This window comes from Rhizobium leguminosarum, assembly GCF_004123835.1.
Classification (GTDB): domain Bacteria; phylum Pseudomonadota; class Alphaproteobacteria; order Rhizobiales; family Rhizobiaceae; genus Rhizobium; species Rhizobium leguminosarum_M.
Map to the genome: position 1 here is coordinate 815,324 of NZ_MZMU01000012.1, position 16,399 is coordinate 831,722.

The following is a 16,399-nucleotide window of genomic DNA, read 5'->3' on the forward strand; positions in this document are numbered from 1 at the left end:
CTCTTCTTGTGTTGCTGCGTATTGCGCCAGTTCCCATCAGGCGTTGCTGACGAGGACGGCGCCCGAGATGATGAGGAGGGTGCCCGCGACGAGCTTTATTATGTCGAGTTCGGAGGCTTCGCCGAGAAAGACGGCGCCGATTGCCAGCGTCACCAGCACGTTGCAGCTCCAGATCGGGGCGAGTTTCGAGACCGGGACACCATAAGTGAAAAGCGCAAAGCTGATGAGGCCGGTGCCGACAGCAAAGCAGGCACCGGCGGTGGCAGCAAAACCGAGACCTTCGGCGGTCCAGGGGGCAGGGCGCCAGATCAGGGCGGCAATCATGCCGGCAAGCGCGCAGGCAGCGCCGAAGGCGATCAGATAGACGGCGGAGCCGGTGGCTGATGTGGCGCTCTGTTTCTGGAAGATGGCGGTGATGCCCCAGAACAGGGCGGGCAGAATGCCGCCGATGACGATCGGCCAGAGTGAATTCATTGCGAAACTCCTGTCGCACCCACGGGTGAAGGCCTCGCCTGAGGCGAGGGCCGGTCAAACATGCGGTGCCACCAGACTAGGAGTTTCTTTTTGCTCTTTGTGGTCTTGTTGTTGCGCTTGAAGGTGACAGATCCGACCGCTGCCGTAAAGGCGCCCGCAGCGGCAGCGGATCATGAGCGCTGCGAGGCTTAATCGCGCATGCGCAGTTCGTCGGTCTGCATCTGCAGCGAACCCAGCGTTTCCAGGAAACTCATGCCGAGCAGGCTCTGGTCGAGCCGGCCATCCTCGGAGACGCTGGCTGCGACATTGTTTCGGACGATCGGGCCGATCGCCACCTGGTCGAGCGTGACAGGTGCTGCGCGGCCGCGGCCGTTGGCCGTCATGACAGTCATGGAATAGGTGAGGCGGGAGAGGTCGATGCCGATCCGTTCGGCATCTTCGCGCGACAGCGCCACCATGCTGGCGCCGGTATCGACGAGCATCTCGATTGTCTGGCCATTGACCGCGACATCGGCTTCGAAATGGCCGTTCAGCAGCTTGTGCAGGATGACCTCCTGGCCGCCCTCGCTTGTGGTGACGACGACGGCGCGGCCGGGAACCAGGCCGGCGAGCAGCCTGTTGCCGACGCCGAGCGCTTCCTGGCGATAGAGATAGACGGTCACGAGCGCCAGGATGATGACCAGCCAGATCATCATCTGGCGCATCGTTTCACCGACGCTGCGCCGGCTCGCCCAGATGCCGGCCGACAGCATCAGCGCGATCGGCAGCAGGTAGACGACGCGGCCGAAGGCATCGCTCTGCAGGCCAAGGATGCGGCTGCTGTCATTGTTTACGATCAGTACGGCAAGGCCGATGCCGATCACGACGAGGAAGACGGTCAAACGGATCATAAAGGCCGCTCCGGCCCACCAGCGAGGCTTGTTTTCATAGGGTTCGACAGCCTGGCGGCGCCGGCAAGCCTTGCCGGCAGCAGCGCCATGATCCGCCTTCGCTCAGTGTCGGAATAGCTCGTCCAGCTGCCGATTTCCTGAAGAGTCCGGCCGCAGCCGGCGCAAAATCCGGTGGTAGGCTCCAGGGAGCAGAGGTGAATGCAGGGCGTTTGCATGAAGGATATATCGGAGTTTCAAAGAGCCGTGGCAAGGGCGCAAAGAGTGGCGATCTCGCAAATTTGCTGCGTCGCGCCGAGCGTATCGCCGGTGTGGCCGGCAAGCTTGTGGCGGATGAAAGCAGTGAAGGCGAGCCCTGCGATGCCGGTGGCGAGCAGGCTTGCGACCAGCGGCCGCAGGCCGAATGCAGGCCAGATCAGAAGCGCTGCGACAAGGCCGGCTGAGGCGAGCGCAAACTGCATCGCTGCCTCGTCCGGCTGGCCGGTCGAGGCGGCCACGCCATCGGCCTTTGCCGGTGCCAACCGCTGCCAGTGCCAGGCGATGGCGCCGCGGCTGAGAGCCGCGACGGCGGGGATGGCGAGGGCTGCAGTGAGTGGCGCGGTATGGCGGGCGATCACAGCAAGCGCGGCTGCGCGGATCGCGAAGGAGAGGATCAGCGCTATCGCGCCATAGGTACCGATCCGGCTGTCTTTCATGATGAGGAGGCTCTGTTCGCGGCTCTTGCCGCCGCCGATGCCGTCGGCCGTATCGGCCAGACCGTCCTCGTGTAGCGCGCCGGTGACGAGGACCTGGATGGAAAGCGCGATCAGGGCTGCCATCAGCGGGTCCGCCCGCAGCCCCAAAAGGAGGAGGAGGGCGAGTGCGGGGACGAGACCGATGACGATGCCGGCAAAGGGAAAGGCGCGCACCAGCCGGCCGAGCCTGCCGTCATAGCCTTTGAACAGCGATTGCGGCATTGGAATGCGGCTCAGGAAGGCGACGGCGCGGGCGGTGTCGACCGCATGGTCCTTGATCTTCATTCTGCTTCGTTCTGCCAGAGGTCTTGGCTTGTGGTCTCGGCTTATGGTCGCGGCGGCGCTTTTGGAGTTGTTCGCCTCGTCCGCCCGCTTTAAGAGAGTTGCCACCCGCAAAGAAGCTGATTTGCGGGAAAAAAACAAGAATACCCGGATTTATAGGAAAACCGCACAGATGAGCGTTTCAGGCCTGCCGTTCGACGATTTCCGTACCCTGCTCCGTGACCTGCCGGGGCCGGATGCCCGCGCGCTGGTGACGGCGCGCGAACGTGACGCGCAGCTGACCAAGCCGCCGGGTGCGCTCGGACGGCTCGAGGAAATCGCCTTCTGGCTTGCTGCCTGGACGGGCCGCGCACCTGCCGTCAACCGGCCGCTGGTGGCGATCTTTGCCGGCAATCACGGCGTCACCAGGCAAGGCATCACGCCCTTTCCGCCTGCGGTGACGCAACAGATGGTCGAGAATTTTGCAGCCGGCGGTGCTGCGATCAACCAGATCTGCGTCGCCTATGATCTCGGATTGAAAGTCTTCGATCTGGCGCTCGATTATCCCACCGGCGATATCACCGAGGAGGCAGCGCTTTCCGAGCGCGATTGCGCCGCGACCATGGCCTTCGGCATGGAGGCGATCGCCGGCGGCACCGACCTGCTTTGCATCGGCGAGATGGGCATCGGCAATACGACGATTGCGGCGGCGATCAATTATGCGCTTTATGGCGGCTCGGCGCGTGACTGGGTGGGGCCGGGCACCGGTTCGGAAGGCGAGATGCTGGAGCGCAAGATCGCGGCGGTGGAAAAGGCGGTGGCGTTGCATGGTGACCATCTCGACGATCCGCTCGAGATCATGCGCCGGCTCGGCGGCCGCGAGATCGCGGCGATGGCCGGCGCCATCCTTGCTGCCCGCATGGAGCGCATCCCGGTTCTGATCGACGGTTATGTCGCGACCGCAGCGGCGGCGATCCTGAAAGCCGCCAATCCGTCGGCACTCGATCATTGCCTGATCGGCCATGTCTCCGGCGAGCCCGGACATTTGCGCGCAATCGAGATGCTCGGCAAGACGCCGCTTCTGGCGCTTGGCATGCGGCTCGGCGAAGGCACCGGGGCGGCGCTGGCCGCCGGCATCGTCAAGGCGGCCGCCGCCTGTCACTCCGGCATGGCGACCTTCGCCCAGGCAGGTGTGACCAACAAGCATTGAGGCTGCGGTCGGCGCCGCCGATCTGCACGCGTTCGCTTGCGCCGCTCAAATGGATTCGGTATTTGCGTATTCGCTCATCGAAGGGGACGGCAAAGCTCTTCCCGGTCTGTGATGCAACGGCAAGAGGGGAGAGCATCTTGACGAAGCCTGCGGTGACGAAAGAGACCGGAATTCGGCATTTCATCGCCGCGGCCAGCTATTCCTGGGCAGGCTTCCTGCGGGTGCTGAAAGAAGCGGCCTTCCGTCAGGAGCTCGGTTTCTTCGTCGTTTCGATAGCGGCACTAGCGCTCGTCGGTGCAAGTGCCGGCGAGATTGTCGTCGCGGTGCTTCTGTTTCTCGGGCTCTTTTCGATGGAGGCGATGAATACTGCCGTCGAAGAGGTGATCGATCGGATTTCGCCGGAGATTTCGATCGTCGGTAAACATGCCAAGGATCTCGGCTCCTTCGCGGTGACGTGCATGATCGCCGCCTGCTGCCTCTATCTCGGCTTCGTCCTAGCCAAGCACCTGTTCTTTGGATCCGGATGATTTCACGCTGGATCGGCCTGAAGTCATCCGGATCCAAGTCAAAAATTGGAGCATGATGTCGCCCGAAAACCGCTCACACTTTTCGGCATCATGCTTTCGCTGAATCAGGCAAAACTCTTGCGCTTGCGCGCAACAGCCTGAGCCTCCTCGACGGCCGGCAGGCTCTGAAGCACGCGCTTGGCGGGCAGGATGGCGATGACTTCGGTGCCCTCGCGCAGCTTCGATTTCAGCAGGAACTGTCCGTCATGCTTGGCAAGGATCGCCTGAACGATCGGCAGGCCGAGGCCGGTGCCCTGTTCGGCGCTCTTGATGGCGATCGAGCCCTGGCCGAAAGCCGACAGGACAACGGGAATCTCTTCTTCCGGAATGCCGGGGCCGTTGTCCTTGATTGAGATGTACTGTCCGCCGCCGGCCGTCCAGCCGACCTTGACGTGGATCTCGCCGCCCTGTGGCGTGAACTTGACGGCATTGGAGAGAAGGTTGAGCACCACCTGGCGCATCGACTTCTCGTCGGCCCAGATGGCCGGCAACTGCCGCTCGAACTGGTCCGAAATGGCAATGTTCTTGGCGCGGGCGCGCAGCTGGACCATGCCGATGCAATCTTCGGTGATATCGAGAAGCGAGATCGCCTCCTCGCTCAGCTCGTATTTGCCGGCCTCGATGCGGGAGAGGTCGAGGATCTCGTTGATGAGATCGAGCAGATGCTGGCCGGAGCGGTGGATATCGCCGGCATATTCCTTGTAGGTCGGATTGGCGAGCGGCCCCATGACTTCGGCCGTCATCACCTCGGAAAAGCCGAGGATGGCGTTGAGCGGGGTCCTGAGCTCGTGCGACATGGAGGCAAGGAAGCGCGACTTGGCGAGGTTTGCCTCTTCGGCGCGGCGGCGGGCCTCGTCCGACATCGATTTCGCCACCTCCAGCTCGGCGATCAGGTCGTCCTTCTCCGACTGGTAGGAGAGGATCCTGAGGTTCGACTTGAAGAGCCGGTCGCTGATGTAATTGAAGAAGACGAGGGTGGTGGTGAAGGCCCCCGTCAAGCTGATTTCGAGGAGATCGCGCGACAGGCCGCTCTTGGCGGCGAGCGCCAGGACCGCCGGCGAGAAGGCGGCGAGCACGGCGGGCGTCAGCATGAAGTTCGACATCGCCGTGACGGAGAGCGCGATCAGCAGCGTCGCGCCCTTATAAAGAATGAAGCTCGACGGCTCGCAGGTGTCGCAGCCCTGCAGGGCGAAGACGGCCCAGCAGCAGCCAAGCAGGAACTGGCCGAGAAGCAGCAGGCGGCGCCATTTGCGGGCGCTCTCGGAGGTGATCTCCTGCCGGCGCGCGCGCCTTGCAAGCAGGATATTGCCGGCGTGACAGGTGAGTGTCAGCAGCGCCCAGAAGAGCAATTGCGTGTTCTGGGTGAAATAGACGCCAAGCGCGGTGATGATCACGACGAAGAGCGGCATGATCGTCGCGCCCTGCAGCACCGACGCCACATACATGTTGAGCACGTCACGATCGAAGGAGGAATTGGACGCATGACCGGACTGAAGACGTTCGCGCGTTTGCCGCACGGCCTTGGAAACGGCCTTGTTGCGGTGGCTGCGCGACCTGTCGACGATGATCTTGTCGGTCGATGTGCTTACGCCGGTACTCATGTGCACGTTGAAACTTCATCCCAGGGTGGATAAGAGCTTAACCGGCAATTCTTAAGAAGATGTTTGCCATCTTTGCCAAGGATTTGTTTTTTAAGGAGGCAAAAGCGTGACACGGGGCCTGCGCTTGATTCGCGACGGCGTGACAGCTTTTGCCCTGCTGGCACTCGTGGCGCTGATCGCCGCCAAGTTCAACGATGCAGCAAAAATCGAGCATGCAGGCGCCTTCCATGCTGCCGACGGCGACAGTCTGGCATTGGGAGACGAGCGTTTGCGCCTCGAAGGCATCGATGCGCCGGAGCTCAACCAGAGCTGCGAGCGGGCGGGGAAAGCCTGGGCCTGCGGGCGGGCGGCGCGTGCGGCGCTGCAGGAGATGGTGCTGGTATCGGGAACGCTTTGCCAGGGCAGCCGGCGCGACCGCTACGACAGGCTGCTCGTCGTCTGCCGGAGCGGGGCGACCGGCGACATCAATGCCGCCATGGTGCGTCGGGGAATGGCCATCTCCTATGGCGATTATGACAAGGAGGAGGCCGAGGCGAAGGCTCAGACGGCGGGTCTCTGGGCCGGGACTTTCGAGCGGCCGCGCGATGTGCGCGATCATGCGCGCCAGACTTCCGTTTTCGACGGCGCCCTGCGCTTCATCGGGCAGATCGTCGGATGGGAATAAAACAATGAGCGACGAAGCCATGCTGGAGACGCTGCGGCAGGAGATCGTCTCCTGTCGCATCTGTCGAGACGCACCGGCGAAAGGCCTCGAATACCGGCTGCCGCACGAGCCGCGGCCGGTAGCGGTGATCTCATCGAGCGCGCGCATCCTGATTGCCGGGCAGGCGCCCGGGCTTCGGGTGCATGAGAGCGGTCTGCCGTTCGACGATGCATCGGGAGACCGGCTGCGATCATGGCTCGGCGTTGACAGGGCAAGCTTCTACGACCGAGACCGATTCGCCATCGTGCCGATGGGCTTCTGCTTTCCTGGCTACGACGACAAAGGTGCGGATCTGCCGCCGCGGCGCGAATGCGCGCCGTTCTGGCGGCAAAGAGTGATTTCGGCCATGCCGCAGATCGAACTGGTGCTGGTCATCGGCCAATATGCGCAGGCCTGGCATATGGCCGGCGAAAGGCGGGACAATATGACCGAGACGGTGCGGGCGTGGCGCGACAGTCTTCTGTCCGACCGATCGCCGGCGGTGCTGCCGCTGCCGCACCCGAGCTGGCGCAACAGCGGCTGGCTGAAGCGCAATCCCTGGTTCGAGCAAGAATTGCTCCCGGTCTTGCAGAATCGGACGAAAATGCTGCTTTCCTGAAACAAAATTCTTTTCGTTGCGCGGAATCGAGTTATATAAAGAAAATAATTCGAAAGGACTGTTGTGCGCATGGATCGCCTCGACCGAAAAATACTGCGTCTTCTGCAAGAAGATTCGACGCTTGCCGTTGCCGATCTCGCCAAGAAAGTGGGGCTTTCGACGACGCCGTGCTGGCGGCGAATCCAGAAAATGGAAGAAGACGGCGTCATCAAGCGCCGAGTCGCCATCCTCGATCCGGAGAAGGTCAACACCAAGGTCACCGTCTTCGTGTCGATTCGCACTGCCACCCATTCGATTGAGTGGTTGCGCCGCTTTTCCGAGGTGGTCGCCGAATTCCCCGAAGTGGTTGAATTCTACCGGATGAGCGGCGATGTCGATTATCTCCTGCGAGTCGTCGTGCCCGATATTGCCGCCTATGACGCTTTTTATAAGCGGATGATCGCCAAGATCGAGATTCGCGACGTTTCCTCCGCCTTTGCGATGGAGCAGATCAAGTATTCGACGCAACTGCCGCTCGACTACATGATTCTCGACAATGCCAAATCCAACGAGGATTGAGGTCCAGCGTGCGGCGATGACCGCACGCAATCTTGCAAAATCCAACGAGGACTGGGACCAGGCGTCAGTCTGACCGGCGATATGTCCGTTGGAGGCGAGATGTGACACCCTGGCCGCGCGCGGGAATGCCGGTTCGGCAAAGACCGGGTTTTGGCATATCCGGCGGCGATTGCAAAAAAAGCCTCAAAAATAGCGAAAAAACGCTCAAATCGGCCCAAATTCCTGGAAAAGTGAATAGCTTGATAAGGATTCCGGGGGATACGGTCGATGTAACCAATGGCGACATGTCATAATATTGTCTCATTGGTATCGAATTCAGAACACCATGTTCTAGACCGTCACCTTGTTTGTGCTTGTTAGCCGGCGGTAGAATTTATGCGCTTCACCAGTATGTTCGACGGGGGTTGGACGGTGGAGAATTTAACAATGGGGGTATAGCGTTTGCGGCTTGCGATGGAGGATTTCCGTCGCGGAGCCTTTCGGTGTGTCTTTCATCTAAGCATTTGAAATTGTTGTATAAAAATCACGTTGCCGGTGAAAGTGTCTCAAGGGGACCCATCCGGCGAGTATCGTGAATTGCTTGATAGGGCCTCGTATGTGATGACGGTTTGGCGGTTCGATCGATCCGCACGCCGAGATGGCTGTTCAAACTGGGCCGGCTTCAAATCGACTCCCCGATCTGAAGCCAGCTCCGATCGACAAAGGAATGGATTGGTAAATGAACATCAGAATGGTTTTGCTTGCATCAGCAGCAGCATTTGCAGCATCGACGCCGGTTCTTGCAGCTGACGCTATCGTTGCTGCCGAGCCGGAACCGGTTGAATATGTTCGCGTCTGCGACGCTTACGGCACCGGCTACTTCTACATCCCGGGCACCGAAACCTGCCTCAAGATCGAAGGCTACATCCGTTTCCAGGTCAACGTTGGCGAGAACCCAGGTGGTGCTGATGTCAACGACTCTGATTGGGATGCAGTGACCCGCGGTCAGGTTCAGTTCACGGCCAAGAGCGATACCGAGTATGGTCCGCTGACCGGCGTCATCGTCATGCAGTTCAATGCTGACAACGCCACCGATCAGGATGCCATTCTCGACTCCGCTTACCTCGACGTCGCGGGCTTCCGCGCCGGTCTGTTCTACAGCTGGTGGGACGATGGTCTCTCCGGTGAAACCGACGACATCGGTTCGGTCGTAACGCTGCACAACTCCCTCCGCTATCAGTATGAAAGCGGCACCTTCTACGCTGGCCTCAGCGTCGATGAACTGGAAGACGGCGTTTACAAGCTCGGTGAAGAAGCCAACAACGTTGGCGTTGCCTTCGGCGTTGGCGGCACTGCCGGTGCGTTCAGCTACCAGATCACCGGTGGCTATGACGTCGACAACGAAGACGGCGCTATCCGTGCAATGGGTACGGTTGACATCGGTCCCGGTACGCTCGGCCTCGCCGGCGTGTACTCCACTGGCCCGAACTCCTACTACTCCGCAGCTGAATGGGCTGTTGCTGCTGAATACGCTATCAAGGCAACCGACAAGCTCAAGATCACCCCGGCCGTCCAGTACTACGGCAACTACTTCGGCGGTGGCACTGTCGTTCCGGATGACTTCGACGGTCTCGGCGATGCCTGGAAGGTCGGTCTGACGGTTGATTACCAGATCGTCGACAACTTCTACGCCAAGGCTACCGTATCGTATCTCGATCCGGATGATGGTGACGACTCCACTTCGGGCTTCTTCCGCCTGCAGCGTTCGTTCTAATCCACTTGGTGGATGCTCCCGGTCTTCGGATCGGGGGCACTTCAATCAGTTTCTGATCCGAGTGACCTCCGATCAGCTACGGGGACGGGTCCGGTCTTCCCTGCCGGGCCGTCCTTGCAGTGTTTCTGGTGTACCGTCTTCAAGGCCGTCGATCACGATGGCTTTTGGTGAGCCGATCGCATGTCGGCTTCCTGCCAGCCTTGTTTCTTGAGGCACCCCGTTTTCAATTTTTTCAACGTGCTGGATCGACCGATAGAATTGTCGTGCGGGCGGCTGGTTGTCCGTTGTCCTATTCGGTGTCGGCTGACTTTGCCGCAACAAGTTGCGAAAAGAAAATCCAATGCCGACAATGTGATCACAGCTTTTTAGGAGAGAGGATACAACCCTTGCTGGGGGCCGGCATTCATTCCTACTCTCGGATAGCTTGTTCTTATGGACGATCTCAACGACTACTATTATTTCGCCGCTGTCGTCTCCAGCGGCGGTTTCGCTTCTGCAAGTCGCGATCTCAAAATACCGCGTTCGAAACTCAGCAGGCGGGTCAGCCGGCTTGAGGAAGGGCTTGGCGCGAGGCTCATAGAGCGCTCGACCCGCCACTTCCGGGTGACTGAAATCGGCCAGGCTTTCTACGAAAGATGCCAGACCATTCTGCAGGAGGCCGATCGTGCCAAATCGATCGTCAGCGAGGCTCAGTCCGACCCGCAAGGTGTGGTGCGGATGGGCTGCCCGCTCGGTCTCGTCGACATCTCGGTCGGGGAGATCCTGCCCGAATTCCTGGAGCGTTATCCGAAGATCAAGCTGCAGATCATCGGCTCCGACCGGCGCGCCGATCTCATCAACGAACGGATCGACCTCGAGGTGAGGGCGACCAACGAGCCGGAGACGCAGACGAGCCTGACGATGCGCAAGCGTAGCGGCAACTTGAATTGCGTGGACGAACTCGCCGACCTGCCGACGCTGGCAATGACGTCATGGGTGTCGTACCACACCTGGGAACTGGTCGGTCCAAATGACGCCAAGCAGGTGATTCGGCATCAGCCGCGGCTCACCTGCCGCAGTATGACCGCCATCCTCGACGCAGCCCGTGCCGGCCTCGGCTTCGGGCTTCTGCTCGAAAGTGCCTGCGAGGCCGATCTCCAGGCCGGCAAGCTGGTGCGGGTGCTGCCGGACTGGCAGTCGGAGGAGAGCCAGTTCTACATCGTCTTCACGACGGCCAAGGGCATGCCGCCGGCGGTGCGGGTCCTGATCGATTTCCTGGTCGAAAAGTCCAGGCAGCATTGATTTAGTTACTCGAGCAGGCATCCCGTCTTATCTCAACCGTGCCAACAGCTTTTCGCCGGCCAGTTCCCTGGCGGCATCCTTGCCGATCCAGCGGGCGGTTTTATCGGGGCTTTCCGCGAGGATCTTTGCGAGTGCCAGTGCCGGCGCATGGCAGGCGAGATTGCGCTTGCCGATGCTGCGCAGCGCCCAGTTGACTGCCTTGCGCACGAAGTTTCGCGGGTCGCCGGCATGGGCCTCGATCAGCGGCATCCAGGTGAGGAGAGTCGCGTCGGACTCCTTTTTCCGATGGACGGCGGCACCGGCTATCATGGCGAAGGCGGTGCGCCTGATAAATTCACGGTCGTCGGCGGCGAAGTCCCAGATGAGCTCGTCCAGCCGGGCTTCAACGAAGAGATCGGCGGCGCAATCTACGATCTCCCAGGAGTTGAAATCATTTGCCCAATTTCGGGCTTCTTCCATTGTCAACCGCTTCGGCTCGGCTGTGTAGAGGGCAAGCAGGCGGGCTTCGCGGATATCGCTTCGCCAGAGCTGCATTGCCCTGACATGATCCTTCTTCGCCAGTCTGGCGACCGCCTTGATATCGGGATTGGAGATACCGAGGGCGCGATCGGTGACGATGCCGAAGCGCGCCATGCCGGCAACATTCTCCTTCGAACGCAGCGTTTCGAGATGCGCGATCAATTCGGCCGCATCGGAGGAGGGGGCGATCATTTCTCGAGGCGGGCGAGCAGCGAGGATGTGTCCCAGCGATTGCCGCCCATTGCCTGCACGTCACCGTAGAACTGGTCGACGACGGCGGTGACCGGCAGCTTGGCGCCGTTGCGGCGGGCTTCGGTGAGCACGATGCCGAGATCCTTGCGCATCCAGTCGACCGCGAAGCCGAAATCATATTTGCCTGCGTTCATGGTTTTGTGGCGGTTTTCCATCTGCCAGGAGCCGGCCGCACCCTTGGAAATCACGTCGACAACCTTTTCAATATCGAGGCCAGCGCGCTTGCCGAAATGCAGCGCTTCGGCAAGTCCCTGGACGAGGCCGGCGATGCAGATCTGGTTGACCATCTTGGTCAGCTGGCCCGAGCCTGCCGGTCCCATCAGGCCAACCATGCGGGCATAGGCGTCGATGACAGGCCTGGCGCGTTCGAAGACGGCCTCGTCGCCGCCGCACATGACGGTCAGGGCACCGTTTTCGGCGCCGGCCTGGCCGCCGGAGACGGGAGCGTCAATGAAATCGACACCTTTTTCCTTGGCCGCGGCATAAAGTTCGCGGGCGACCTCGGCGCTGGCGGTGGTGTTGTCGATCAGCACCGAACCCGGCTTCATGCCGTGCAGGGCGCCGTTCTCACCCGATGTCACCGAGCGGAGATCTTCGTCATTGCCGACGCAGACGAAGACGAAATCGGCGCCGGCCGCGGCCTCGGCCGGGGTGGGGGCAGATTTTCCGGAGAATTTCTCGGCCCATGCGGCGGCTTTTTCGGCGGTACGGTTGTAGACGGTAACATCGTGGCCGCCCTTCGTCTTCAGATGGCCCGCCATGGGGAAACCCATGACGCCGAGACCGATGAACGCGACTTTTGCCATATGTCCTATCCTTTTCCTCAAGTGCAGGCCCGAGGATTAACCGAAACGGCGGGAGCAGAAAAGCCCGTGAAGCCGGACTTCGTTCCGATTGACGCATATGAGGCTGGCCGCCATTCGGCCGAGCCCTAGATCGGGAGAAGGCAAAGTGTTTCCGGGAGGTGACATGAGGGAAATTCCGACGATCAAGCCGCGGCGCAAAGGCCGCAGCGGAATGCAGGCGATGCTCATTCCATCGCAAGAGATGGTCGCAGAGCAGATTCGGTCGGCGCCGGAAGGCGCCCTCACCGACGTCGGCCTCCTCCGCCGCCGTCTTGCCGCTCAATATGGGGCGGACGCCTGTTGCCCGGTGACCGTGCAGCGGCATTTGCGTGCGATCGCTGAGCAGTCCTACGGCGCGCTGGAGAAGGGCGAGCCGGTTTCGACGGTCACGCCCTATTGGCGCATGGTCGATCCCGCAAGCCTGCTTGCGAAGCGTCTTGCCGGCGGCCCCACCTTCATCCGGGAGCGGCTGGCCGCCGAAGGTCGGGAGTGAGCCGGGTTAGATGAGCATAAGCCGCGCGCGAAAAAATTTCGCTTGAGGGCGATTTTCGGGCCGAAAAATTTCAGCAAAGGCGGAATCTTGCAAATAAAAGTGTCGATATAAATTATAGATTTAATCATCATGGCATTCATCACTGACGGGGTCGACCAGCCGAAAACAGGCCCGACACCATCAAAAAAGGGGAAAGTCATGATTTCACGTCGACAAACGCTCGGGCTTTTCGCAGCAGCCGCGGCCACGGCAATCCTGCCGGCTGTCAGGCCGGCACGCGCTGCCGCCAGCGAATTCCGTATCGGTTGGCAAAAGAACGGTGTGCTGGCGCTCGCCAAGCGGCGCGGCGCGCTTGAGAAGCGGCTTGCCGATCGCGGCATTACCGTCAGCTGGTCGGAATTCACTTCCGGCCCGCCGCTTCTCGAAGCGCTGGGCGCCGGTGCTCTCGATTTCGGCGCGACCGGCGATGTGCCGCCGCTCTTTGCCCAGGCGGCCGGCGGGCAGCTCTATTATGTCGGTCTCTACAAGGGCAGCCCGTCAGCCTCGGCCATCCTCGTGCGCAAGGATTCGCCCATCAAGTCGCTTGAAGACCTCAAGGGTAAGAAGGTCGCTTTCAAGCGCGGCTCCAGCGCGCATAATGTAACCGTCAAGGTTCTGCGCAAGGCAGGCCTGAAGCCCGAAGATGTCGAGCAGCTCGATCTTTCTCCGCCGGATGCCGCTGCCGCGTTCAAGAATGGCAGCATCGACGCGTGGTCGATCTGGGATCCTTATCTGGCGATTGCCGAAGCCGATCCGGAGACACGTATCCTGACGACCGCCGAAGGCATCGTCGACTCCTACAGTTTCTTCCTCGCCAATCGCGATTTCACCGATGCCAATGGGCAGGTGGTCGTCGATGTGATCGATGAGCTTGCCAAGGTCGGCACGTCGGCCCAAAGCAATCTGGACGAGACGGTGAAGGAACTTTCCGAGATCACCGGGGTGCCGGTTGACGTGACGCGCGTGACCTTGACGCGCAAGGGCGCCGACCTCGGCAGCGTCTTGACCATCACCGATGCCGCCGCCGCCTATCAGCAGGCGCTCGCCGACGAGTTCCACGGGCTCGGCATCCTGCCGAAGAAGCTCGTGACCGGCGATATCGTCTGGCGTCCCAAGGCAAGCTGATTTTCCGGCCAGGGCCCAAGATTTCCGCGAGGCGGCATGGAGAGAGCCTCCCTGCCGCCGAACCGGAAAAATATTCCCCAAAACGGATTAGAATAGCAAATTGATATTGTCGATCTAATTGGTAGTCTATGTCACTATCCTCGCGATCGAGGGACACCGAAAGGCATCTGCCTACTGCCAATCCGGTCGACAGGGATATTTCAGATGCTCGCGCATAGACAGACAGCCGGCCTTCTTGCCGCTTCCGCCGCCACTACGATCCTCCCAAGCATCTGTGCGGCGGCGGCGCTGCGCAAGGCAGACGGGCTGCGTGTCGCCGCTTGCAGAGAGCCATCTCGACCACGCGAGTTGATTTTCGAATTCCACAGCTAAAGGACCGCCTTCCAATGACCACCATCTCCCCAGGCACATCCGAGCCCATCAATTTCCTCTGGTTCATCCCGACATCGGGCGACGGCACCTATCTCGGCTCCGCCGATCTCAACCGCGCGCCCGAGATCGGTTATCTCACGCAGATCGCCCAGGCCGTCGATCGGCTCGGCTATTCCGGCGTGCTGTTGCCGACCGGGGTTGCTTGCGAAGAATCCTTCGTGACGGCGGCAGCCCTTGCCGCCAAGACCGAGAAGCTGCAGTTCCTGGTGGCGATCCGTCCCGGCACGGCATCGCCTGCCTATTACGCGCGTCTTGCGACGACGCTTGACCGCATCTCCAACGGCCGCCTGCTGCTCAACATCGTCGTCGGCGGTAGCCCGGCGGAGCTTGCCGGCGATGGCATCCATCTCGAGCATGACGAGCGCTACGCCCATGCCGAAGAGTTTTTCACCGTGTTCGAGGAACTGCTGGAAAAGGGAACGGCAAGCTTCGACGGCAAATACATCAAGGCGACCAATGCGCGCCTCGGCTTCCCTTCGGTGCAGAACCCGCACCCACCGCTCTATTTCGGCGGGTCGTCGGATGCCGGTATCGATTTTTCCGTCGGACGCGTCGACAAGTACCTGACCTGGGGCGAGCCGCCGGCACAGGTTGCCGAGAAGATCGCCAAGGTGCGCAAGGCCGCCGGCGAGCGCGGCCGCGAGGTGAGCTTCGGCATCCGCCTGCACTTCATCGTGCGCGAAACCGACGAGGAGGCATGGGAGGCCGCCGAGCGGCTGATCCGCCATCTCGACGACGATACGATCCGCGAGGCGCAGGAGCGCTTCGTCCACGAGTCCGACTCGGTCGGCCAGAAGCGCATGGCCGCCCTTCACGGCGGCCGGCGCGACAAGCTCGAAGTCTCGCCGAACCTCTGGGCCGGCGTCGGCCTGGTGCGCGCCGGTGCGGGCACGGCGCTTGTGGGGTCACCGAAGACGGTGGCCGCGCGCCTTCGCGAGTATCAGGAGATCGGCATCGATACGGTGATCGGCTCCGGCTATCCGCATCTGGAAGAGGCCTATCGCGTCGCCGAGCTGCTTTTCCCGGAACTCGGCATCACCCGCGAGCAGCAGCGCCTGGGCTTCAACAACGAGTTCGGCCGCAAGCAGGTCTTCGCTGGCGGCAGCCATGGCGGCAACCTGAAAGTCGTCTCCGGCTCCTGAACTCGAACGAAGACGCCGAGCGTGACACCGTCGCAAGCCGCTTACGGCTTGCGACATCCTGCTTTCGATAAGCGCGAGGACAATGCATGTCGACTTTCGATACTCCGTTCGTACGGTCTGTCGCTTCCGAAAAGGCCGGGCAGGCGGGTCTGCGCCTGCCGTTGCCCGGTCTGGAGAAGCTGACGCCTTACTTAGTGCCGGTGGCGATAGTGGCGTTCTGGCAGCTTGCCTCCTCTGTCGGCTGGATCTCGTCGCGCATCATGCCGTCGCCGGCCGATGTCGGCCTCGCCTTCTGGTCGACGACGGTTTCCGGCCAGTTGCCGAATGACGTGCTGGTGAGCGCCGGCCGCGCCTTTGCCGGCCTTCTCGTCGGCGGCTCGATCGGCTTCCTGCTCGGCATCGCCAATGGCGTATCGCGCATCTCCGAGCAACTGACCGATACGACGCTGCAGATGCTGCGCACCATTCCGCATCTGGCGATGATCCCGCTTGTCATCCTGTGGTTCGGGATCGGCGAGGAATCGAAGCTGTTTCTCACCTCGCTCGGGGTGCTCTTCCCGGTTTATCTCAACACCTATCACGGGGTGCGCAATGTCGATCGCGATCTGATCGAGATGGGCAAGATCTATGGCATGGGCAACTGGACGCTTTTCCGCAAGGTGATCTTTCCAGGTGCGCTGCCGTCGATCTTCGTCGGCCTCAGATATGCGCTCGGCATCATGTGGCTGACGCTGATCGTATCGGAATCGATCGCTGCATCGTCAGGCATCGGCCATATGGCCAACAATGCCCGCGAATTCATGATGACTGATGTGGTCGTGCTCGCCCTCGTCATTTATGCCGTGCTCGGCAAGCTTGCCGATGTCATCGCCCGGGTTCTGGAGAGGCGGCTGCTCGCCTGGAACCCGGTCTATCAGAAGTAGGAG

At 61.2% G+C, this 16,399-nt stretch carries 18 protein-coding genes; 11 read left to right on the top strand and 7 right to left on the bottom strand.

The genetic code is table 11. The features are described from left to right. Positions 1-36 precede the first annotated feature (36 nt). The 4 genes from B5P46_RS20820 to B5P46_RS20835 all read right to left on the bottom strand — a co-directional run bounded on the left by B5P46_RS20820 (position 37) and on the right by B5P46_RS20835 (position 2,380). Positions 37-474 (bottom strand): EamA family transporter, encoded by a 438-nt coding sequence (locus tag B5P46_RS20820; RefSeq protein ID WP_129420364.1) that lies wholly within the window; start codon positions 472-474, stop codon positions 37-39. Positions 475-662: 188 nt separating this feature from the next. Continuing rightward, positions 663-1,364, bottom strand: coding sequence for a TIGR02281 family clan AA aspartic protease (locus B5P46_RS20825; protein WP_129420365.1), 702 nt, complete (start codon positions 1,362-1,364; stop codon positions 663-665). Then, the gene (locus B5P46_RS20830; protein ID WP_129420366.1) at positions 1,361-1,579 is read right to left on the bottom strand and encodes a DUF1289 domain-containing protein; all 219 of its coding nucleotides are present in this window, start codon (positions 1,577-1,579) and stop codon (positions 1,361-1,363) included. The genes B5P46_RS20825 and B5P46_RS20830 overlap by 4 nt, the downstream gene beginning before the upstream one ends. 18 nt (positions 1,580-1,597) lie before the next feature. Next, on the bottom strand, positions 1,598-2,380 hold the full coding sequence (locus tag B5P46_RS20835) for an adenosylcobinamide-GDP ribazoletransferase (RefSeq protein WP_129420367.1): 783 nt from the start codon (positions 2,378-2,380) through the stop codon (positions 1,598-1,600). 169 nt (positions 2,381-2,549) lie between these two features. On the opposite strand from B5P46_RS20835, the gene cobT reads away from it, so the two are divergent. Next, positions 2,550-3,566, top strand: coding sequence for a nicotinate-nucleotide--dimethylbenzimidazole phosphoribosyltransferase (cobT, locus tag B5P46_RS20840; RefSeq protein ID WP_129420368.1), 1,017 nt, complete (start codon positions 2,550-2,552; stop codon positions 3,564-3,566). A 137-nt stretch (positions 3,567-3,703) separates the two neighbouring features. Further along, positions 3,704-4,093, top strand: a complete 390-nt coding sequence (locus B5P46_RS20845; RefSeq protein ID WP_129420369.1) for a diacylglycerol kinase — start codon at positions 3,704-3,706, stop codon at positions 4,091-4,093. Positions 4,094-4,197: 104 nt separating this feature from the next. Here the strand turns inward: B5P46_RS20845 and B5P46_RS20850 are convergent, their stop codons facing one another. Continuing rightward, positions 4,198-5,733: a sensor histidine kinase gene (locus B5P46_RS20850; protein WP_129420370.1), complete on the bottom strand. Its 1,536-nt coding sequence runs from the start codon at positions 5,731-5,733 to the stop codon at positions 4,198-4,200. Between the two features lie 106 nt (positions 5,734-5,839). On the opposite strand from B5P46_RS20850, the gene B5P46_RS20855 reads away from it, so the two are divergent. The 5 genes from B5P46_RS20855 to B5P46_RS20875 all read left to right on the top strand — a co-directional run bounded on the left by B5P46_RS20855 (position 5,840) and on the right by B5P46_RS20875 (position 10,626). Continuing rightward, complete coding sequence (locus B5P46_RS20855) at positions 5,840-6,397, top strand: thermonuclease family protein (RefSeq protein WP_129420371.1); 558 nt, start codon at positions 5,840-5,842, stop codon at positions 6,395-6,397. Positions 6,398-6,401: 4 nt separating this feature from the next. Further along, positions 6,402-7,034: a uracil-DNA glycosylase family protein gene (locus B5P46_RS20860; protein ID WP_129420372.1), complete on the top strand. Its 633-nt coding sequence runs from the start codon at positions 6,402-6,404 to the stop codon at positions 7,032-7,034. A 69-nt stretch (positions 7,035-7,103) separates the two neighbouring features. Next, the gene (locus B5P46_RS20865; protein WP_003540387.1) at positions 7,104-7,592 is read left to right on the top strand and encodes an Lrp/AsnC family transcriptional regulator; all 489 of its coding nucleotides are present in this window, start codon (positions 7,104-7,106) and stop codon (positions 7,590-7,592) included. A 718-nt stretch (positions 7,593-8,310) separates the two neighbouring features. After that, positions 8,311-9,345, top strand: coding sequence for a porin (locus tag B5P46_RS20870; protein WP_129420373.1), 1,035 nt, complete (start codon positions 8,311-8,313; stop codon positions 9,343-9,345). Positions 9,346-9,777: 432 nt separating this feature from the next. Then, on the top strand, positions 9,778-10,626 hold the full coding sequence (locus B5P46_RS20875) for a LysR substrate-binding domain-containing protein (RefSeq protein ID WP_129420374.1): 849 nt from the start codon (positions 9,778-9,780) through the stop codon (positions 10,624-10,626). A gap of 27 nt (positions 10,627-10,653) precedes the next feature. On the opposite strand, the gene B5P46_RS20880 is transcribed toward B5P46_RS20875, so the two are convergent. Together B5P46_RS20880 and B5P46_RS20885 are read right to left on the bottom strand one after the other, a co-directional pair. Further along, complete coding sequence (locus tag B5P46_RS20880) at positions 10,654-11,337, bottom strand: DNA alkylation repair protein (protein WP_129420375.1); 684 nt, start codon at positions 11,335-11,337, stop codon at positions 10,654-10,656. Beyond that, positions 11,334-12,203: an NAD(P)-dependent oxidoreductase gene (locus B5P46_RS20885; RefSeq protein WP_129420376.1), complete on the bottom strand. Its 870-nt coding sequence runs from the start codon at positions 12,201-12,203 to the stop codon at positions 11,334-11,336. The genes B5P46_RS20880 and B5P46_RS20885 overlap by 4 nt, the downstream gene beginning before the upstream one ends. Positions 12,204-12,366: 163 nt before the next feature. Between B5P46_RS20885 and B5P46_RS20890 the strand changes: the two genes are divergently transcribed. The 4 genes from B5P46_RS20890 to ssuC all read left to right on the top strand — a co-directional run bounded on the left by B5P46_RS20890 (position 12,367) and on the right by ssuC (position 16,396). Beyond that, positions 12,367-12,735, top strand: coding sequence for a hypothetical protein (locus tag B5P46_RS20890; RefSeq protein WP_129420377.1), 369 nt, complete (start codon positions 12,367-12,369; stop codon positions 12,733-12,735). A 198-nt stretch (positions 12,736-12,933) separates the two neighbouring features. After that, positions 12,934-13,899: an aliphatic sulfonate ABC transporter substrate-binding protein gene (locus tag B5P46_RS20895; RefSeq protein WP_129420378.1), complete on the top strand. Its 966-nt coding sequence runs from the start codon at positions 12,934-12,936 to the stop codon at positions 13,897-13,899. A gap of 386 nt (positions 13,900-14,285) precedes the next feature. Then, positions 14,286-15,473, top strand: a complete 1,188-nt coding sequence (gene ssuD / locus B5P46_RS20905) for an FMNH2-dependent alkanesulfonate monooxygenase (RefSeq protein WP_129420379.1) — start codon at positions 14,286-14,288, stop codon at positions 15,471-15,473. An 86-nt stretch (positions 15,474-15,559) separates the two neighbouring features. Beyond that, positions 15,560-16,396 carry an aliphatic sulfonate ABC transporter permease SsuC gene (gene ssuC / locus B5P46_RS20910; protein ID WP_129420380.1) on the top strand — a complete coding sequence of 279 codons (837 nt, stop codon included), beginning with the start codon at positions 15,560-15,562 and terminating at the stop codon, positions 16,394-16,396. The last annotated feature ends 3 nt before the right edge of the window (positions 16,397-16,399 follow it).